We start from the raw sequence: 20,170 nt of genomic DNA, 5'->3' as shown, positions 1-20,170 counted from the left end.
ATAGTATTTCTTATATTGTGAATGTTAAACCCTTAAAATAATTAATTATGAATGATAACTCAAAAGTAGTAGTTGCTCTTTTAGCTGGATTAGCTGCTGGTGCCGCTTTAGGTATCTTATTTGCACCAGATAAAGGTGACGAAACCCGTGACAAATTAAGCCAATCGTTAAAAGATCTTGGAGATTCTATTAAAGATAAGGCTGCGGATGAGATTAATAACTTATCAAGTTTAAAGGATAAAGTTGTTAGTTCAATTAAAACAAAATTAAGAAGCGTTGAAGACGAGTACAGTGACGACGTTGAACACGCATAATAATAATAAATAATTGGGCGCTTCGGGCGCCCATTTAAATTCCATCTAAAACTATGCAAGAAAATAAAGAAAAAAGTATTGAAGACCTTGTTGAAGACGCCAAAGGCTTTTTGGAAGCAAGAGTTGAATATACAAGACTTTACCTTGTAGAAAAGGTATCAAAAATATTTGCCGATTTAGTTACAAATACTGCTGTAATTGTATGTTTTATATTAGCATTTTTATTTGGCAGTGTAACTCTGGCTCTTTTCTTATCAGATGTTTTGGGAAGTTATACACGAGGATTTGGTTGTGTATCGGGGATATATCTTTTGTTAGCGATTATCGTTTATTTAACTAAAGACAAATACATTGAAAAAGCTATTATTAATGTAGCCATTACAAAATATTTCGACAAACTTGCAGATAAGGAGGAAGAAGATGAGAAAGTATAACATCAGAACTTTAGAGGATTTGCAAGCAGCTAAGTTGGAGCTGAAAGTGGAATATACACTTAAACAAAACATGCTCAAAAACGATGGTAAGATCTTTTTAAAACAGTTTACACTCGGTGCACTCATCAAGAAGTTTGCAACACCAAGCAATTTGTTTAAGGCTGATGAGAAGTTGAACATCAGTGGCACAGCAATGTCGCTCCTGTTGCCAATGTTTATGAACAAAACAATTTTCCGAAGTGCTGGCTTTTTAACTAAAGCTGCTGTTGGTTTAGTGTCAGGAAAAGTAGGAAAATCATTAGATGCTGAGCATTTATCAGCGATCTTTAACTCTGTTAAAGGTTGGTTTGGAAAAAAGAAGGAACAGAAATCAAAGAAATTTATAGATTATGGCATACCGCCAGATAGTGAAACCTATTAATATTGAGCCTCATATTTGAAATATGAGGCTTTATTTTTTTAAAAAATTCATACTTTTAGGTGTAGCGTAATGATGCTATCAATCGTTACCAATGAAACAAAATTTATGAAAAAATTAATACTCTTGCTCGCCATCTGCTTAACACTTTCTTGCAAAAAGGATTTGTATAAGAAACTTTCCAGTAAAAATTGGCGTGTTGAATCGGTTACGGTAAGCCCGGCAATGACATCCGGAAACAAAACCAGTACAAACTATTTAGAGCTTATGGGGCCTCAAAGTTGTGCTGCGACCACTATACTAACATTTTCTGACAAAGGCATATTTACATCAGGTTCGAATGGTGCGTTATGCGATTTATTTTATGATCCGAATAGTAAACCAGTAACTTGGACCAGGGAAGGCGAGCAAATCATCATTTCCTCTTCACCACAATCGCCATTCACATTAAAGGGTAATAAATTAACCCGAACGACAACTACCACATCAGCCGGTGGCACCGTTTATACTTTTGAATATGTCTACAAAGCCCAATAATTTACAAATTTTGATGGTATGCCTGGGGAATATTTGCCGATCTCCTTTGGCTGAGGGCATTATGAAACACCTTGCAAAGCAAAAAGGTCTAAATTGGGAAATTGCATCGGCGGGAACTGGCGATTGGCATATAGGAAAAGCGCCAGATAATAGAAGCGTGGCTGCTGCTAAATTTTTGGGTTATGATATTAGCCGTCAAAGAGCGCAACAGTTTAACCACAATATGTTTATCCAATATGATTTGATCTTGGTTATGGATCGCAATAATTTAGCAGATGTAAAGCGTTTAGCTAGAACAGATGATGAGCGCCAAAAGGTTAAACTTTTCTTAGCAGAGGATGAGGTAACAGATCCGTATTGGGATAACGACCTTTTCGGGCCGGTTTGTAATCAAGTTGAAGAAAGATGTAAAGAAATTATCAAACAACTTTCTTAATTTTACAACTGAAACGACCCTAACCAAACCCATTGCTATGAAGAAGATTATTCCTTTTTGCGTATTAGTTACCTTAATATTTCTCACTCAAAGTTTCTCCATCGATAAAAAGACAGAAAGAGTTTTAGTTTTCTCGAAAACAAAAGGCTTTAGGCACAACTCCATAAGTGATGGGAAAACTGCAATTACAAAACTTGGCAATCAGCACCATTTTTTAGTTGACACCACCGAAAATGCAGCACAGTTTACTGAAAATAATCTTAAAAAATACGCGGCCGTAATTTTCTTAAATACCACTGGCGATGTTTTGGATGATCAGCAACAGGTTGCATTTGAGCATTATATTCAGGCTGGCGGCGGCTATGTAGGAATCCATGCCGCAACAGATACAGAATACGATTGGCCTTGGTATGGCAAGTTGGCTGGAGCTTACTTTATTAGTCACCCAGCGGTTCAGGAAGCTAGATTTATTGTTAAAGACCGTAAACATGCAGCAACCCGTTTTCTTCAGGATTCGGTTTGGATGCACAAGGACGAACTTTACAACTTTAAAGATATCAACCCGGATATCAACGTCTTGTTAACCATTGATGAAAATTCATATAATGGCGGTAAAAACGGAAAGTTTCATCCATTTAGTTGGTATCATGATTACGATGGGGGTAAATCTTTTTATACTTCAATGGGGCATACCAAAGAAACCTGGACAGATTATATGTTTTTAAAACATCTATACGGTGGAATTTTATATGCTATGGGTAGAAAAAGCTAATAGATTAATAAATACAGCCGCACATTCGCAATTGATTTAATTCATATTACGAATCTGCGGCTTGAATATTTAGATTGTAAAACCTTAATAAAACAACTGCGATAATACATTTGTTGCTGATGGTGCTGAAGGTTTTAATGCGATAAACTTCGATAACTGTGCTACCGTCAAAATCGTTCCTAAATTAGATTTTAAACCAGAAACCAGTTTGCCAACTTTTGTTTTTGCTGCAGTAGGGTTGGTTTTTTGAGTAGCTAAGGCTGTTGCTTTTTGCACTAAAAAATCTTTAACTAGTGAGGTAACTGTTGGTTTTTGTGCAGGCGTTAAGCTTTACGCAGGAGTAAGTTTTCCTAATATCCCAGATGTTAAACTGTTAATATCTAAACCAGAAGCCGCGGCAGCCGAACCAACTTTACTGAATATACTTTGTGCATTCGATGCAACATTCAGGCTAAACATCAGCGTAGCCAAAATCAATAATTTCTTCATTTATAACATTATGTTTAGTGTAAAGCGAAGATATACTTTTTACACCTTCAAAGAATATTATTATTAGGTCTGGGATCTTTTACGTTAACTAAATAGATGTATTTGAGCATACAAAACGCTGCTACTGCTCCAAAGCTGTGCCATAGAAAGTGAGTGCCGATTTGTAATATTTCCCATTTGTCGGCTATCCGAAATGTAAGTGCAAAAATAAATGCCAATAAAGCAAAACCCACCCATTTTCCGTTTCTCCAACCTGTTTTTAACAAGTAGCCAAAAACTGGAAATAATACTAACGCAGCCATTAAAGCATAGTTAATATTGATAAAAATCTGGAAATCGCCATCAGCAAATATTTTTCGTACATAAAACTGGAAAAAGGCATATAGCAATATGATAAGTACAGCGAAATACCATTTAGTTAATTTGGCTAAAAAATATACGCCAGCAGAAAGGCAGAGCAGCATTATCGGCATCCAATCCATCATGATAAAAATTGGCCACCGCCTAAAAGAATGATAAGTGGTGCCTCCAATTCCTCCGATGTAAAGCAAAACTAAAGCAAGACTGAGAAAAGTATGTTGTTTAAATTTACCCCAAACTTTGAAAGTCCAAAATATAGCGATGCATAAAAAGAAACAGCTTGTAATAGCATTAAGTGGTTCGGGAAACAAGTTGTTCAAATTGGTTTCCGTATAGATGGTGCCACCATCAATGGGATTTTGAAAAATAGCCATCATCGTGTTAAGTTTAATATGCAATTTGCAGTTATAAAATCAAATACTCCTATGTTTTGTGATTAGTGTTTCAGTAAAAAATTGCAACTAAAGTTTAATCGTTTGAAATTCCAAAACAGATTTAATGCTGTTTTTTGAAAAATGACAAACTTTTTCTTTTGAGCCATGTTGAAATTATAACATCAAATCAATAAAAACATGAAAACTACAACAGCAACCGCAGAGGTATTGAACGACCTAATTGAAATTAATAACGACCGTATCGAAGGTTATGAAAAAGCCCGTACAGAACTGAAAGATAGCGATGCAGATTTGAAATCATTATTTTTAAGTATGATTGAGGAGAGCCAGAGATATAAAATGGCTTTGGCAACAGAAGTAGCTGCATTTGGTGAAGACATTGAAACGGGAACAACTAATTCTGGAAAAATTTACAGAGCATGGATGGATGTTAAAGCCTTATTTACAGGTCACGATCGCAAAACGGTGCTAAACAATTGTGAGTTTGGAGAAGATGCAGCTCAGAATGCATATAAAATGGCTCTGGAAGAAGAAGACCTTCCGGCAAATATCAGGGAATTGATTTCGGATCAGAAAGCGGCTTTAAGAGTTTCACACGATGAAATCAAAAGATTACGCGATTCCCAAGCGTAAGTTAGCTTTAGTCAAATGAGAAAAACCACCCGATAATTTATCAGGTGGTTTTATTTTTTATATCTGGTTACGCTTCCAATTCCCTGTCTAAATGTTCGGTAACCCGTTGAATAGTATTATCAATCGTGTTACTTAAAATGGTTAAGTAAGAACCTTTCTTTGCATTATCAATCGCTATTTGTAAACACTCTGTGCTTTTGTTATTGATGATTATCTCTTTATTTGGATCAACTTCTTGAATTCCTTTCACTAACAAATCAACCAATTCCTGCTGCAGTCTTCCTCGTAGATATTTCTCCTGGCAGATGTAGATTTTATCAAACATTTGTGCTGAGATACGAGCTGTTTCGATGATGTCCTCATCTCTTCTGTCGCCAGTTCCAGAAATAATACCTACATGCTCTGTTGATTCTACGCTTTGTAAATAAGCCTTCACGCCGTTAAATCCATCAGGATTGTGGGCAAAATCTACCAAAACTTTAAAGTCTTTGAATCTGAAAACATTCATTCTTCCAGGGGTATGTGCCGCCGACGGAATGAAGGTTTCTAATGATAAACGAATATCTTCAGGTTTGTAGCCCCATAAGTAGGCCGCAAGGGTTGCTGCCAAAACATTTTGGATCATAAAGTTAACCGATCCGCCGAATGTTAAAGGAATATGCGTGGCTTTATCAACTCTTAGTTTCCAATCACCCGTTTTAATGGTGATGAATCCGTTTTCGTAAATAGCTGCAATTCCACCTTTTTTGCAATGATCTTTAATAACTGGATTGTTTTCATCCATACTAAAGTAAGCCACATTACAACGGGCGTCTCTGGCAATTTTTACACAATAACCATTATCAGCATTTAATACTGCCCAACCTTTTCGGCGAACGGCTCCGATAACTACCGCTTTTACACGGGTTAAATCATCCAGGTTATGAATATCGGAAATACCCAAATGATCTTCCTGAATATTAGTAACAACGCCAATGTCGCAAGCATTAAACCCTAATCCGGCTCTCAAGATACCGCCACGGGCAGTTTCTAAAACAGCAAATTCAACAGTCGGGTCTTTTAAAATAAATTCTGCACTTATTGGTCCAGTTGTGTCACCTTTCATCAACATCGTGTTGTGAACGTAAACTCCATCGCTGGTAGTAAAACCAACCCGCTTACCATTACTTCTAATAATGTGAGCTATCAAACGAGTGGTGGTGGTCTTTCCGTTCGTGCCGGTTACAGCGATGATAGGGATTTGCGATAATCTGCCCTGTGGATAAAGCATGTCAACCACTGAAGCAGCTACATTTCGCGGCAATCCTTCACTTGGAGCCAGGTGCATCCGGAAGCCCGGTGCCGCATTCACTTCCAATACAACCCCACCATTTTCCGTAAGTGGTTGTGTCAGGTTTTGCGCCATGATATCAATTCCACAGATATCTAAGCCAATCACCCTCGAAATTCTTTCGCAAATGAAAATATTTTGAGGATGAACAATATCGGTCACATCAATCGATGTTCCTCCTGTGCTTAAGTTTGCAGTCGATTTTAAGTAAACCACCTCGCCTTTTTCTGGAATGGTTTCCAGTGTGTATTCTTTTTTAGCAAGTAAATCTAGGGTGTCACGATCTACAGAAATTTCTGTTAATACGTTTTCATGGCCATAGCCACGACGAGGATCTTCATTTTCCTTATCAATTAATTCTTGAATGGTATGAATCCCGTTACCTTTTACATGGGCAGGATCGCGTTGTGCTGCGGCAACTACTTTATGATCAATTACCAAAACACGAAAATCATAGCCGGTGATGAATTTCTCAATAATTACACGGCGAGAATAAGTTTTGGCATACTCGAAAGCAGCTTTAGCGGCCTCCATTGTCTTTACATTTATGGTTGCGCCTTTGCCATGATTTCCATCGAGTGGTTTAAAAACCAAAGGAAAACCAACCTTATTTACTGAAGCTTCCAGCTCATCAGGATTAGCGATTGTAACGCCTGATGCCACTGGAATGGCTGCCTCAGTTAATAAACGTTTAGTTTCTTCTTTATTGCTGGCTATATCCACAGCGATGCTGCTGGTTTTTTCGGTCATGGTAGCTCTAAAACGAACCTGATTTTTACCGTAACCCAATTGCACCAGCGAACTTTTATTTAAACGGATCCATGGAATATTTCTGCTTACCGCCTCCTGAACAATTGACCCAGTACTTGGACCTAAAGCTTCAAGCTCACGGATTTCTTTCATCCTTCTGATGTCATGTTCCAGATCATACTCTTCATTGTTAATTAGCGCTTCAGCAATTCTAACTGCCGCTTCTGCTGCATAAACGCCGACTTTCTCTTCCAGATAACTGAATACGACATTGTAAATTCCTTCGGTTTTAGTTTGGCGTGTACGCCCAAATCCTGTTTCCATGCCGGCAATGGTTTGAATTTCCAATGCAATATGTTCAATAACATGGCCCATCCAAGTGCCTTCTTTTACTCTGGAGAAAAAACCACCTTCCACACCTTTGGAGCATCGATGTGTAAACATACTCGGCAATAGTTTTTCAATGCGCTCACTGAAACCTTCAATTGTATTAGTTGGCCGTTGTTCCAGCTCCTCTAAATCCAGGCGCATTTGGATAAGTTTTTTTCTGCTAATAGACCAGATATTTGGCCCTCTTAATACTTGTATGTTCGATATCTTCATGTAATATTTTGTCGTTTTTTTAGTTAATCTAGCGTTGGGATGGCCTTTTTAAATCAATTTTAAGGAATAAAATTGATGATTGTAAATTATACATTTATTTTGGAAATTGACACCACAAATAGCTAAATCAAAATAAAACGCTATTTGTTTTATTTCAGCGAAAAGAATAGCCAATTTATTAAGATTTATTTCAACTAATGTTAACAATTAAGTAATTATTGACAAAAAAAGTCGTGTTTTTTATCTTAAGCTGATATATTTGGGCTTTTTGATACATTACTAATACACAAAGAATGGTTCCAAGAGGCAAACTTATCATCATTGGTGGAGCAATAAACACGGGCAGCTTTGCAGAAACGCAATTCGGTTTACCAGAGAACATGAATTTTTTTGAGCGTGGGATTTTAAAGAGAATCACTACCGAATCAGTTAAAGATATTGAATCACGCTTCGAAATTATTACTACTGCTTCTTTAATGCCTGAGAAAGTTGGCGAAGAATATATCAAAGCTTATGCGCAATTAGATGTTCATAATGTTGGTGTCTTAAATATTACCAATCGTGAGGAAGCAAACTCTGATGAAAATTATGCAAGAATTGCAGCTGCTGAGGTTATTATTTTTACTGGTGGCGATCAATTAAGACTTTCATCAATATTCGGAGGAACAAAAATTCATCAAATTCTCTTAGAGAAATATAAAAACGAAGCAGTTGTAATTGCAGGCACGTCTGCAGGAGCGGCAGCAAGTTCAAAAAACATGATTTACCAGGGAAGTAGCAAGGATGCGTTATTAAAAGGTGAAGTTAAAATTACTGGTGGTTTAGGTTTTATTGATGATGTAATTGTGGATACGCATTTTGTTCAACGCGGAAGGATTGGACGTTTATTATACGCTGCAGCCAGTAATCCAGGTATCTTGGGTATAGGTTTGGGCGAAGATACGGGTCTTTTTATTTCAGATGGACATGTAATGGAAGCTATAGGATCTGGGATGGTAATTTTGGTAGATGGCCGCCAAATGGCCGATACCAATTTAACAGACGTAGAAATGGGGCAGCCTGTATCGATAAAAAATATGGTTGTACATGTAATGTGCGATGGTGATGTGTACGACTTAACTGACCATAGTTTGGTGATCCATCATCCAAAAGTGATCCCGGTAGGTTAAATAAGTATTTAGTTGAGCGTTTTCATTCTCGATGCTGAATAAAAAAATCTTGATACCAATAAAATGAAACTAATTATACACGGTGGCTTTTTTAGTGAGTCATCAACCAATCAAGAAACAAAGAAAGCAAAGCAAGATGCCTTAGCAGAAATTGTTACGCTTGGTTATCAATATTTAAAAACCCATACCGCTTTAGAAACTGTAGTTTATACCGTGGCATTATTGGAAGATAATGAACTGTTTAATGCTGGCATTGGTTCGCAGATCCAAAGCGATGGGAAGGTTAGGTTGAGTGCATCTTTAATGGATGGAAAAACTGAAAAGTTTAGTGGCGTGATCAATGTGGAAGATGTAAAGAATCCTATTTACATTGCTAAAGATCTCTTGAATTATGATGACCGTGTTTTGAGTGGCAGTGGCGCCCAAAACTTTGCCCGAAAAAATGGTCATGAATTTTTCAGTCCAATCACTAAACAACGCCAAGCAGAATACGAAGAAAAGCTAAATCAACAAAATAATTTAGGCACGGTGGGCTGTGTAGCGCTAGATGATGATGGCAATCTTGCTGTCGGTACTTCAACTGGTGGTAAAGGCTTTGAAATTCCTTGCCGGGTAAGCGATTCGGCTACAGTAGCAGGGAATTACGCCAATCAATATGCGGGCATTTCTTGCACTGGAATAGGTGAGGATATTGTAAGCAATGCAACCGCTTCAAAAATTGTTACCCGGGTAACGGATGGCTTTAGCTTAAAAGAGGCCTGTGATAAAACTTTCCTGGAACTCAAAGTATATGATGGTTTCGCTGGGGTAATTGGCATCACATCTTCAGGCGAAATCTACCATTGCGATTCACATCCCTATATGGTTTGGGCATCTTTCGATGTTAATTTACAGGTATTTAGCTAATATTGAATATAAAGTATTATTTTTGTTGCATGTCCAAATATTTATTCGCTTTATTTAGCCTGTTCGCGTCATTTCAACTACAAGCTCAAAATATAGATAAAGCTGATATGCAGGAGCCAAATGCAGGAAGTGCAATCACTATTGCAGTATCTAAGTTCGATTTAGAAGATGGAAATTCTTTTTATGATGATGCTGAAGATTTAGAAAAAAAGGGTGATTTTAATGAAGCATTAACACTATTTGGCAAAGCTGCTTTCGAATATAATGCCGTTAAAAACTTTACCAAGTATGGTCAGGCCATCATCAAGATGAGTAATATGCACTACCAATTGGGACGTTTCGGCGATGCAGAACAGATTCTTTTAAATGTTGCGCTCAAAAATTATTCGAAGATGGGTAGCAGAAGCGGTTTAATGAATACCTATCAGCTTTTAGGAAAAGTTTATCTTGCCAACAGTAAATACACACAATCGATGTGGTTTTATACCCAGCAAGGTATTTTAGCCAAACAACTTAAAAGCAATAATTCTTACATCGAATCGGTTTTAGGAATTGTACAGGTTAAAATAAAGAAAAAGGATTTTACCCTTGCCTTAAGAGATCTGAAAACAGCCGAATGGTTAGCTAGCTCAATCAAAACCAATCAATATAAAGGTCAGATTAGCGATGCCCGTGAAACCATCGCAAATAAAACGGCTCAAAAGAAATCGTAGTTTCCTCAAAACTATTTTGCATTCACCTCATACTTGGGTTACAAGGTAGTTCAATTGTAAATTTCTATTCCAGAATTACTTACCAGCCTAATGGCAAAACAATTACCTCCATTTTTCGTTAAAATTTAATAATTGTTAAATAAAAAGCTTTTAGCTAGATTTGATAGCCTTTTAACAAGAGACAGTAATAATGCTGTCTCTTTTTTGTTTTTTCGTTAAAATGGTATCATATTGGCTATATAATATTGAAATGGATTTTAAATCGTTTAAAGAGATGTTGAAGAGAATATTTTTTGTAATTTTTACTGCGGCGGTACTGGCTTGCCATGCTGACCCAAAGCCACAGCCGATTGTGGAAGGCGTTACTAATGTAATCCCCGATGAGCAACAGAAGCTCGTAATAAAGGAAGTTGTAAATCTTATCGAGAGTTATAATTATAAAAAAATCCAGATTAACGATTCTATCTCATCCTTAATTTTAGATAGATATATAAAGGCCCTAGATCAGGGAAAAAATTATTTTCTTGCTTCTGATATCAAAGAATTTGAGAAATACAGAACTACTTTAGACGACGATTTCAAGAATGGCGATTTAAGCGGTCCATTTTATATTTACAATGTATATGCGAAACGTTTAAACGAATATTTCAAATACTCGTTAGCGCAAATAAAAACCAAGTACGATTTTAATCAAAACGATACATATGTGTACGACCGTGAAAAACTTCCATGGGCAGTTTCTTCAACTGCTTTAAATGAAACCTGGAAAAAAAGAGTGAAATATGAGTTAATCAATCTTAACTTGGCAGGCACTGCACAGGAGAAAAACGTAGAAACACTTACAAAACGTTATCAAAACCTTCAATCTCAAACTTCGAAAACTAATAATCAGGATGTATTCCAAATTTTGATGGATGCATTTACCGAATCAGTTGATCCACACACTAACTATTTTGTACCCGCCAGAGCAACTGAATTTAACGAAGAAATGTCTCGTTCTTTTGAAGGTATCGGGGCCAGGTTACAGCTCGAAAATGAAGTTGTTAAAATTTCGGAGATTATTCCAGGAGGACCTGCATTTAAAGGAAAACAACTTACCGCTGGGGATAGAATTATTGCAGTTGCGCAAGGCGATGGAGAATTTGTTGATGTAGTAGGTTGGAGATTGGATGTCACTGTTACGAAAATTAAAGGTCCAAAAGGTACAAAAGTTCGGTTAAAAGTTATTCCTGTCGGAAAAGAGATGTCTTCTAAGCCTGTGATTATCGAATTGGTTAGGGAAAAAATTATCCTTGAAGATCAATCAGCTAAGAAGAAAGTAAAAACCATCAATTCAAATGGCAAAAATTATAAAATTGGTATTATTTCTTTGCCAGCCTTTTACGCAGATTTTAAAGCCGCAAACTCTGGCGATAAAAACTATAAAAGCACTACCCGTGATGTGAGAAAATTAGTTGATTCACTAAAAAACATCGATAAAGTGGATGCCATTGTGATGGATTTGCGTGGAAATGGCGGCGGTTCTCTTGTAGAAGCGATTTCATTAACAGGTTTATTTATCGATAAGGGCCCGGTTGTTCAGGTTAAAGATTTAAGAGGTAAAATTGAAGTAGATGAAGATGAAACATTTGGCGTAGCATGGGATGGTCCTTTCGGAGTAATGATTGATCGTTTAAGTGCATCGGCATCAGAAATTTTTGCAGGAGCTATTCAAGATTACGGCAGAGGAATCATTATGGGTAGCCAGAGTTATGGAAAAGGTACCGTTCAATCGTCAATTGATTTAAATAAATTAGTTAACCCAGGGATGCTTCAGAAAATCGCGGGTTTAGTTACCAGAGATAAAACTATTGGTACTTCTCCAACCGGAGCAAATCCAGCTGATATTAATCTAGGTCAGATCAACCTAACCATGGCGAAGTTTTATCGCGTAGCAGGTAGCAGCACACAACATAAGGGTGTAACACCGGATGTTGTTTTTCCATCGCTTTATCCAATGGATAAAATCGGAGAAGATACAGAGCCATCTGCATTACCTTGGGATGTAATTCCGAGTTCGAACTTTAAGGCGGTTGCTAATTTATCAGCAGTTAAAGCTGGTTTAATAAAAAACAGCGAACAGCGTATAGCAAACTCGTTAGATTTTAAATTTATTAAACAAGATATAGCTGACCTGAAAAAACGTGATGCGGAAGTATCGGTAACGTTGAATGAGAATAAATTAAAGGCTGAGCGTGATGCTCAGGAGGCAAAATCTTTAGCCCGACAAAATGAATTAAGAGCGTTGAGAGGCTTGCCAGCTATTAAGAAGGGTGAAAAAGTGACGAAGCAAGATACCTTTGATTTTATTGAAGATGAATCTTTAAAAGTGATGGGTGATTTTATGCAGCAATCTGGTAATTATGTGATGAATTTGGGAATTGCAACAGCACCAAAACTATAAATCAAAAGCAAAACAAAGAAGCCCGATTAGAATTATCTATTCGGGCTTCTTTCGTTAATATAAAAAATTTAAGAAGGCTTAATCGGGTTTTGGCTCAATTGCATAGCCATCATTTCCTTCATTGTTTTGTTCATGCCCTCGGTGCTACCATCTAAGAAAATGATATTGCCTTCGCCGTACTCTGCAAATTGTTTAATGGCTTCCGTCCACATGGTGAAGAGAATTACCGATGTGTCTAGGTTCGCTTGCTGCATTTCATGTGCCGCATTGGTCATCCCTTTTGCTACCTCTTCTCTAAACAAAGCAATACCTTGTCCACGAAGTTGAGCAGCCTCACGTTCTGCAGTTGCGGCAATTTTAATGGCGTTACCATCCGCTTCTGCACCTTTTGTTTTGGTAATTAGCAAAGCCTGACCTTCATTTTCCGCAGCAGCCTTTAAGTTATTGGATGCCACCACTCGACTCATTGAACGCATGATCTCTTCATCAAAAGTGATATCATTTAATTGAAGATCTTGTAAATGGTAACCCCATCCATCTAATACCTGGTCAATTTGTTCCTTTACATGCAGTACAATCTCATTACGCTGAGCCAATACGTTTGCTTGTTTTTGCGTAGCTACGTAAGCACGAATGGAACCTTCAATAGTTCTGATTAATGCCTGCATTAAATTCGTTGCATCAACAAATTTAAAGGCTACGTTTTTTATTGTTTCCTCATCCTGATTAACTACAGAATATAGAAGCATGGCTTTAAAGTAAACGTTCGCCTGATCTTGCGTTACTGCCTGGAATGATAATTCTACGGAACGGTTTTGAATAGAAATACGAGAGTAAATCTGTTCAATTAACGGTATTTTAAAGTTCAAACCAGGGCGAAGCTGCCTTCGATATTTTCCGAAAACCGTTACTACAGCTATTGTTCCTTGTTTAACGGTAACAAAGGAGCTTAACAAGATAATAATGGCGATGAAACCGAGAATGTAGATCGTGTATTGCATAATAAGTTTTTTTTATGAAGTTATAAAAATTCATAGAAACTACATGGTTGTTTTGTAGCTTTAGTATTTATGCAACTAAATTAATATATACATGAAAAATAAATTATTATTGCCAGCCGCGGCACTGTTGCTACTCGCCGCCTGTCAAAACGATAAAAGCCATCAAACAACCAGTAGCACAGATACACGAACAGTGTTTTTTGACACTGCTGGGATGGACACTACCGTAAAACCTGGTGATAATTTTTTTCTATATGCAAATGGAAAATGGATGAAAAATGCCCAGATTCCTAAAACGGAAACCGGGTGGGGATCTTTCTATACCTTATATAACGATAACTTAAAAAACTTAAGGGATATACTCGAAAAATCCGCTAAAAGCAATGCAGTTAAAGGAACTGCCGAACAAAAGGTAGGCGATTTCTATGCTAGTGGAATGGATTCTTTAACCATTGAAAAATTAGGGACGACGCCAATAAAGCCCTTGTTATCCAAAATCGATAATATAAAAAATGCAAACGAATTAATCAATTTTATTGCAGAAGGGTTTAGGAATGGAGAAGGTGATTTGTTTGCTTTCGGAGTGGAGCCAGATGATAAAAGCAGTCAAAAAAATGCTTTGATCTTCTATCAATCAGGCATCAATTTACCAGAGCGAAGTTATTACCTTGATCAGGAGGGAAAAGCTAAAAAAATAAGAGAACAATATTTGGCGTACATTTCTAAAATATTTGCCCTTTCTGGCGATTCAGTAAATGGCGTGAAATATGCCAATGATATACTTAAACTCGAAACGGCTTTAGCACAAAGCCATTTTACACCGGTTGAGCAACGCGATCCTCAAAAAAATTATAACAAGTTTGCTGTTTCCGATTTTCAAAAACAGCTTCCAGATCTCAGTGTCAAGTCTGTTTTAACCAAATTAGGCGCTAACGTAGACACCATTATTGTTCGACAACCGAAATATTATCAAACATTATCAAACTTAATTAAAACACAGCCAATCCAAATTTGGAAGGAGAAATTAAAGTTCGATGCCCTAAACGAAAAAGCCTATTCATTAACACAAAAATTTAGAGACGCCAGATTTGAGTTTTTTGATAAAACGCTTACAGGCCGTCAGTTACCTACGGAAAGATGGAAATCAATGGTTAATAATACCGATCTTAACCTAGGGGACCTTTTAGGGCAATTATATACAGAAGAGTATTTTAAACCAGAAGCTAAAAAGAGAATGGTAGAATTGGTTGATAATCTTCAAAAGGTGTATGAAGAACGTATTAAAAAAGTAGATTGGATGACAACCGAAACCAAAAAGAAAGCACTTGAGAAGTTAAATGCCTTCGTAAAAAAAATCGGTTACACCGATAAATGGAAGAAATACGATGATGTAGAGATCTCTAAAACCACCTTTTTTGCAAATCTCCAATCAGCGAAAAAACACGCTTACAAGGAGATGATGGATAAGCTTGGTAAGCCGGTAGATAAAACAGAATGGGGAATGACACCTCCAACAGTCAATGCTTATTATAATCCTTCATTTAATGAGATTGTTTTCCCTGCAGGCATTCTTCAGTTTCCATTTTTTGCCTTTAATGCCGATGATGCAATTAATTACGGAGCTATCGGCGCCGTGATTGGGCATGAAATGACTCATGGTTTCGACGACCAGGGAAGACAATATGATGCAGCCGGAAACTTGAAAGAGTGGTGGACAAAGGAGGATGCCGCCAAATTCAAAACGAAAGCAGATAAGGTTGCCGCGTTTTATGATAAATTTACACTTTTAGATAACCAACATGTAAACGGTGCGCTTACATTAGGTGAGAACCTCGCAGATATAGGTGGTTTAAATATCGCTTATGATGCATTTAAATTAACCAAGCAAGGAAAAGGTATGGACAAGATTGATGGTTTTACCCCCGATCAACGTTTCTTTTTAGGCTTTGCCCAGGTTTGGAGAATGAAAAATCGCGATGAAAGCATGCGGGTGCGCTTAAAAACAGACCCGCACAGTCCGGAAATGTTTAGAGTAAACGGACCAGTTTATAACATGGAAGCATTTTATAAGGCCTTTAATATTCCTACAACTGCAAAAATGTATGTTGCGCCAGCAAATAGGTTAGGCGTTTGGTAGGTACGGGTTAGTTCAACCAGATCATTAATCTTAAACCACAGATTATTAGCTCTAAACGCTGAAAATCTGTGGCTTTATTTTTTTTATCCGTTTGGCATAAGTAACGAATAAAACAAAAACCGCTTTATATTGTATTTACTCTGATAATTTTAAAACTATGAATATTAAACGCACTTTCGGAACTATATTGACCATTTTAGGCATCATCGGATTAATTTATGCTGGATATGGATTTGTACAACACAGTCAGCAAACCAGAGGATTGTTGGTTTACGGTATAATTGGATTGATCTTCTTCGTTTCCGGAATTGGTTTGGTGAAGAATACGAAAGACGAAGCGTAGAAGTTATTTCTGCTTCTTGCTTTTTATAATCTGATATTGGCTAAAAGCAACCAGGCATCCGGCTAAAATGATAATTCCTGCCGATAATAAATTTTTTGGATTTTGATTGATGTAGTAGGCTGCAGCTAAAACTAAAATCGCTGCGGCTATACCAATAATATAGTGGAGAAGTAATCCTTTTTTCATGATTTGAGATTGAGATTGAAACTGAGGTTGATACTAAGGTTGAGGTTGAGTGTCAACAGATAAATTTTCTTTCATTACTATTTTATTGTCCTCAAATTTTAATTGATGTCCAATAAAATCCATATCAGTTAGTTCCTTTATTCGCTTAAATGCCCTGTGGTTATTATCTATAGTTAGCCTGTTAACTTTATCCTGCTGTATCGAGGTTACATCAGCATAAAGGAAATCACCTTTACTATTTATCTTTAGCTGTAATAAGGGTGCGATTCCATTGTTGCCTTTCAGGCTAAACATTCCATAAGTGCAAAAATTCCCTAGGCTGTAAGCGATGAATTTATTCTTATAAACTTCTACTGCCCGGGTTACATGCGGTCCATGCCCAAGCACAACGTCAGCGCCAGCATCAATTACGGCACGGGCAAACTTGTAAACATTACCTCGATTTTCCCTATAAAATATTTCGTTTTTTCGTGGAACGTGTTCAAATCTGGCGCCTTCGCCACCACCGTGAAAAGACACGATAACAATATCTACCTGCTTTTTCAAGCGGGCAACCAATGCTTTAGCACTATCGATTTTATTGATAGAAACTGTATTTTCATTAGGTGAAAAAGCACAGAAGCCATATTTAACGCTGTCCTTTTCAAAAATTTCGAAAGGTTTATTTACCTGTCCGGCATAGTGGATTTTTAAAGAGTCTAAAACTTTTGCAGTATTTTTTCTTCCTCTGGTATCAAAGTCACCAACATGGTTATTGGCAATACTCAATACATTAAAGCCAGCCTTTTTATAAATACCGGCATAACGTTCTGGCATTCTAAACGCATAACAACTATTGGGGTTAACACCATTACACTTATTTGAATTACCCGAATCTAAGAAACACCCTTCTAAATTTCCGAAAACGATGTCGCCTTTCAATAAACTATCAACCGCCTGAAAACTGTTCAGGGCATCATCTGGTGGTAGGTTAATTTTTGAAGGAAAAGCCGAGCCCAGCATGATATCGCCAACAGCAGTAATTGAAATGGTATCTTTTAATTTCCTGATGATGGTATCTTGTTTTGTATCAGCTGCAACCACCTGTGCTTTGTTATTGGTACAACTTAAAACAATGAATATGACAAAAAATGATAAAATTAAGCTGCTCGAGAATTTCATTAATCAATTTATAAGGTATAAAAAAATCCTCCAAAATTGCTTCAGGAGGATGGTATGTGTTCAATCTAAAAACTTAAATTTAAGATTGTAATTTGCTTTATTCTACTGTGAATTCCTTTTTAAACGATTCTAAAATCCGTCCGCCTTTGTAAAAATAGCGGCTGTAATAGGGTTCGTTTAAGTTACTGATTACCACCCCACGAGAACTTGATGCATGTGCAAAGCGATTATCTCCTAAATAAATACCGATGTGTGAAATACTTCTGCTTTTAATTTTGAAGAAAACTAAATCGCCTTCTTTTAAATCATCTTTAGATAATGGATCTACCATGCTAAAAATATCGCGTGAATTTCTTCTGATGGTAGTGTTGAAAACTTTGTCGTAAATCGCTTTAGTGAATGCCGAACAATCGATGCCTCTTTTGGTGTTGCCACCATAGCTATATGGCGTTCCGATCCATTCGTAAACAAACTTGTATAATTTTAAGTTTGAAGTCGCATCTACAGCAACACCCATTACCTGCGAGAAATATTGTGATGCTAAGTTGTCGGGATCATTTAATTCTCTACCAGATTCTTTTGTTTTTGTTTGCGCAAATGCGGCTGAGAACGTGCAAATAGCGATTAGGGATGAAAACAAAAATTTTTTAATCATGTTATACAGTTATGTTTGGGTATTCACTTACACATTAACGTAAACCACATGGGCTTATTGTTGGTTGCCAAAAGTATTAATTATACAAATGTTATCCAAATGTAACTTGTTAAAAAGTGAAAGTTATTAACATTTCAACCTTTTCGGCTTGTTAGGAAACGGATATAAGACACCAAAAATTGTTTTGAAAAGCAAGTTTTTTTCTTCATCGATTCCGGAAGCCCTGCTATCCCTACAATCTTTTATTGCAAAGCTACTAACTTTAAATAACCAGTACATAATAGAGTTAGTAACTTTCAAAAGCAAAAAAAGTATTTTCGTTCTATCAGGTTTGAACCTTGATGGGTTCATTTGTTCTTGATAAAATACAATTTTCCAAAACAAGCACCCCTTGCCCCTCCTAAATTAGGAGAGTTTCAATTGATTAACAGTATTTTGTTCGAAGATGTTAGGTTGGTGCATCAAACCCTATTTTATAACAGCATATTAAATTCTTAGCATAAACCTACTCCCCTCCTTATTTTCAAGGAGGGGTTGGGGGTGGTTTAAAACCTTTAATCACATGCACAAAGCCAGGCCAACTTAAGCCCGACAGCAGCGATTATCCTTTTTTGTTGTAGATTCTTTCCTTTGATCATAAAAAATGACAAAAAAAGATAATGCGCATGGCGGGGCTACTTTTACCTAAAGGCATATGTATTTGCCTTTCAAATAAAAATTAATAAATTAGGGCTTAATAGGATTTTGCAAAATTAAATTTTACTATTATTTGAAAGCGATAGCTTGATAAACTGTGATTTTGAATTCCGTAAAATCGATGATTTGAGCGAAATAGGCGGTATCAAAAACTTTTAATAAGAAAACAACTGTTAAATGTACGATTGTATGAAAGTGTATGATGTTTTTACACTTAAAAGTGCCAAAAATTACAATAAAAAAATTAGATTTGCTCTCGCAAAAAAACAAATATCCTAAAATGAGTGCAGTAGAAATAAATAAAGATACTTGGTTAAAATGGTTTGAATCGATGTTGCTTATGCGCAAATTCGAAGAAAAAACAGGCCAATTATACGGACAACAAAAAATTCGTGGCTTTTGTCATTTATACATTGGACAAGAGGCTGTAGTTGCAGGCGCAATATCTGCAATGCAAAAAGGCGATTCGATGATTACTACTTACCGTGATCACGCTCATGCTTTGGCTTTAGGTGTTAGTGCCGATAGCATTATGGCAGAAATGTATGGTAAAGCTACTGGATGCTCTAAAGGTAAAGGTGGTTCTATGCACATGTTTAGCAAAGAACATAATTTTTATGGTGGCCATGCCATTGTTGGAGGTCAGATTCCACTAGGTGCTGGTGTTGCTTTTGCAGAAAAATATAAAGGAACAGATAACGTTAATATTTGTTATATGGGCGATGGTGCGGTGCGCCAGGGTGCACTAAACGAAACTTTTAACATGGCTATGTTGTGGAAATTGCCTGTAATTTTTGTTTGCGAAAACAATGGTTACGCAATGGGTACTTCGGTACAACGTACCACCAACATGACTGATATTTATAAAATTGGTTTAGGTTTTGATATGCCATGTGCTCCGGTTGATGGTATGGACCCAGTTGCGGTACATAACGCGATGGATGAAGCAATTCAACGTGCCCGTAAAGGTGAAGGACCTACTTTCTTAGAAATGAGAACTTACCGTTACCGTGGTCACTCAATGTCTGATCCTGCAAAATACCGTACTAAAGAAGAATTAGAAGATTATAAAGCAAAAGATCCGGTTGAATTGGCAAGAGAAACTATTTTGAAAGAAAAGTATGCTGACCAAGCTTGGATTGAAGAAGTAGAAGCTAAAGTTAAAGCTACGGTAGATCAGGCGGTTAAATTCGCTGAAGAATCTCCTTGGCCGGAAGCATCTGAATTATACAAAGATGTGTATATGACGGAGAACTACCCTTACGTAATGGACTAATTTTAAAAAGATT

22 protein-coding genes are annotated in these 20,170 nt (G+C 36.9%); 14 read left to right on the top strand and 8 right to left on the bottom strand.

Translation table 11 applies throughout. The features are described from left to right. The first annotated feature begins 47 nt into the window (after positions 1 to 47). The 6 genes from AC3ITD_RS16745 (at position 48) to AC3ITD_RS16720 (ending at position 2,911) form a co-directional block, all read left to right on the top strand. On the top strand, positions 48 to 314 hold the full coding sequence (locus AC3ITD_RS16745) for a YtxH domain-containing protein (RefSeq protein ID WP_056848231.1): 267 nt from the start codon (positions 48 to 50) through the stop codon (positions 312 to 314). Between the two features lie 53 nt (positions 315 to 367). Further along, positions 368 to 748 (top strand): phage holin family protein, encoded by a 381-nt coding sequence (locus tag AC3ITD_RS16740; protein ID WP_489361423.1) that lies wholly within the window; start codon positions 368 to 370, stop codon positions 746 to 748. Next, complete coding sequence (locus AC3ITD_RS16735; RefSeq protein WP_265798607.1) at positions 735 to 1,169, top strand: hypothetical protein; 435 nt, start codon at positions 735 to 737, stop codon at positions 1,167 to 1,169. Before AC3ITD_RS16740 ends, AC3ITD_RS16735 begins: the two co-directional genes overlap by 14 nt. Before the next feature lie 105 nt (positions 1,170 to 1,274). After that, entirely contained in the window at positions 1,275 to 1,703 is a 429-nt protein-coding gene (locus tag AC3ITD_RS16730; protein ID WP_489361421.1) for a hypothetical protein, read from the top strand. Then, positions 1,684 to 2,139, top strand: a complete 456-nt coding sequence (locus AC3ITD_RS16725; protein ID WP_265798605.1) for a low molecular weight protein-tyrosine-phosphatase — start codon at positions 1,684 to 1,686, stop codon at positions 2,137 to 2,139. Before AC3ITD_RS16730 ends, AC3ITD_RS16725 begins: the two co-directional genes overlap by 20 nt. 37 nt (positions 2,140 to 2,176) lie before the next feature. Further along, on the top strand, positions 2,177 to 2,911 hold the full coding sequence (locus tag AC3ITD_RS16720) for a ThuA domain-containing protein (RefSeq protein WP_489361418.1): 735 nt from the start codon (positions 2,177 to 2,179) through the stop codon (positions 2,909 to 2,911). Positions 2,912 to 2,995: 84 nt separating this feature from the next. On the opposite strand, the gene AC3ITD_RS16715 is transcribed toward AC3ITD_RS16720, so the two are convergent. The 3 genes from AC3ITD_RS16715 to AC3ITD_RS16705 are packed head-to-tail and all read right to left on the bottom strand — an operon-like array spanning position 2,996 to position 4,137. Further along, positions 2,996 to 3,187, bottom strand: coding sequence for a hypothetical protein (locus tag AC3ITD_RS16715; protein WP_489361416.1), 192 nt, complete (start codon positions 3,185 to 3,187; stop codon positions 2,996 to 2,998). Between the two features lie 54 nt (positions 3,188 to 3,241). Then, positions 3,242 to 3,400 (bottom strand): hypothetical protein, encoded by a 159-nt coding sequence (locus AC3ITD_RS16710; protein WP_489361414.1) that lies wholly within the window; start codon positions 3,398 to 3,400, stop codon positions 3,242 to 3,244. Positions 3,401 to 3,447: 47 nt separating this feature from the next. After that, a complete protein-coding gene (locus AC3ITD_RS16705; RefSeq protein WP_489361412.1) occupies positions 3,448 to 4,137 on the bottom strand; it encodes a hypothetical protein in 690 nt (229 codons plus the stop codon). A 195-nt stretch (positions 4,138 to 4,332) separates the two neighbouring features. Here AC3ITD_RS16705 and AC3ITD_RS16700 point away from each other — a divergent pair, with 195 nt between their 5' ends. Continuing rightward, a complete protein-coding gene (locus AC3ITD_RS16700; protein WP_489361410.1) occupies positions 4,333 to 4,788 on the top strand; it encodes a PA2169 family four-helix-bundle protein in 456 nt (151 codons plus the stop codon). A 67-nt stretch (positions 4,789 to 4,855) separates the two neighbouring features. On the opposite strand, the gene cphA is transcribed toward AC3ITD_RS16700, so the two are convergent. Further along, entirely contained in the window at positions 4,856 to 7,471 is a 2,616-nt protein-coding gene (gene cphA / locus AC3ITD_RS16695) for a cyanophycin synthetase (RefSeq protein WP_489361408.1), read from the bottom strand. Between the two features lie 293 nt (positions 7,472 to 7,764). Between cphA and AC3ITD_RS16690 the strand changes: the two genes are divergently transcribed. The 4 genes from AC3ITD_RS16690 to AC3ITD_RS16675 all read left to right on the top strand — a co-directional run bounded on the left by AC3ITD_RS16690 (position 7,765) and on the right by AC3ITD_RS16675 (position 12,702). After that, the gene (locus tag AC3ITD_RS16690; protein WP_265798599.1) at positions 7,765 to 8,640 is read left to right on the top strand and encodes a cyanophycinase; all 876 of its coding nucleotides are present in this window, start codon (positions 7,765 to 7,767) and stop codon (positions 8,638 to 8,640) included. A 63-nt stretch (positions 8,641 to 8,703) separates the two neighbouring features. Continuing rightward, complete coding sequence (locus AC3ITD_RS16685) at positions 8,704 to 9,546, top strand: isoaspartyl peptidase/L-asparaginase (protein ID WP_265798598.1); 843 nt, start codon at positions 8,704 to 8,706, stop codon at positions 9,544 to 9,546. Positions 9,547 to 9,575: 29 nt separating this feature from the next. After that, complete coding sequence (locus AC3ITD_RS16680; protein WP_265798597.1) at positions 9,576 to 10,259, top strand: tetratricopeptide repeat protein; 684 nt, start codon at positions 9,576 to 9,578, stop codon at positions 10,257 to 10,259. A gap of 274 nt (positions 10,260 to 10,533) precedes the next feature. After that, entirely contained in the window at positions 10,534 to 12,702 is a 2,169-nt protein-coding gene (locus AC3ITD_RS16675) for a carboxy terminal-processing peptidase (RefSeq protein WP_489361405.1), read from the top strand. Between the two features lie 68 nt (positions 12,703 to 12,770). Here the strand turns inward: AC3ITD_RS16675 and AC3ITD_RS16670 are convergent, their stop codons facing one another. Continuing rightward, a complete protein-coding gene (locus AC3ITD_RS16670; RefSeq protein ID WP_489361403.1) occupies positions 12,771 to 13,703 on the bottom strand; it encodes an SPFH domain-containing protein in 933 nt (310 codons plus the stop codon). Positions 13,704 to 13,794: 91 nt separating this feature from the next. Here AC3ITD_RS16670 and AC3ITD_RS16665 point away from each other — a divergent pair, with 91 nt between their 5' ends. Beyond that, on the top strand, positions 13,795 to 15,840 hold the full coding sequence (locus tag AC3ITD_RS16665) for a M13 family metallopeptidase (RefSeq protein WP_489361401.1): 2,046 nt from the start codon (positions 13,795 to 13,797) through the stop codon (positions 15,838 to 15,840). Between the two features lie 157 nt (positions 15,841 to 15,997). Further along, positions 15,998 to 16,183 (top strand): hypothetical protein, encoded by a 186-nt coding sequence (locus tag AC3ITD_RS16660; RefSeq protein ID WP_265798593.1) that lies wholly within the window; start codon positions 15,998 to 16,000, stop codon positions 16,181 to 16,183. A 3-nt stretch (positions 16,184 to 16,186) separates the two neighbouring features. Here the strand turns inward: AC3ITD_RS16660 and AC3ITD_RS16655 are convergent, their stop codons facing one another. The 3 genes from AC3ITD_RS16655 to AC3ITD_RS16645 form a co-directional block, all read right to left on the bottom strand. Continuing rightward, positions 16,187 to 16,369, bottom strand: a complete 183-nt coding sequence (locus tag AC3ITD_RS16655) for a hypothetical protein (RefSeq protein WP_265798592.1) — start codon at positions 16,367 to 16,369, stop codon at positions 16,187 to 16,189. Between the two features lie 33 nt (positions 16,370 to 16,402). Continuing rightward, positions 16,403 to 17,530 carry a CapA family protein gene (locus AC3ITD_RS16650; protein WP_489361398.1) on the bottom strand — a complete coding sequence of 376 codons (1,128 nt, stop codon included), beginning with the start codon at positions 17,528 to 17,530 and terminating at the stop codon, positions 16,403 to 16,405. 97 nt (positions 17,531 to 17,627) lie between these two features. Next, on the bottom strand, positions 17,628 to 18,185 hold the full coding sequence (locus tag AC3ITD_RS16645; RefSeq protein WP_489361396.1) for a C40 family peptidase: 558 nt from the start codon (positions 18,183 to 18,185) through the stop codon (positions 17,628 to 17,630). Positions 18,186 to 19,161: 976 nt separating this feature from the next. Here AC3ITD_RS16645 and pdhA point away from each other — a divergent pair. Then, positions 19,162 to 20,157: a pyruvate dehydrogenase (acetyl-transferring) E1 component subunit alpha gene (gene pdhA / locus AC3ITD_RS16640; protein ID WP_056849234.1), complete on the top strand. Its 996-nt coding sequence runs from the start codon at positions 19,162 to 19,164 to the stop codon at positions 20,155 to 20,157. The last annotated feature ends 13 nt before the right edge of the window (positions 20,158 to 20,170 follow it).

It is taken from the genome of Pedobacter sp. KH_004 (assembly GCF_057840755.1).
Note: the sequence above shows the minus strand (reverse complement) of the source record. Positions and strands in the feature narration are given on the sequence as shown.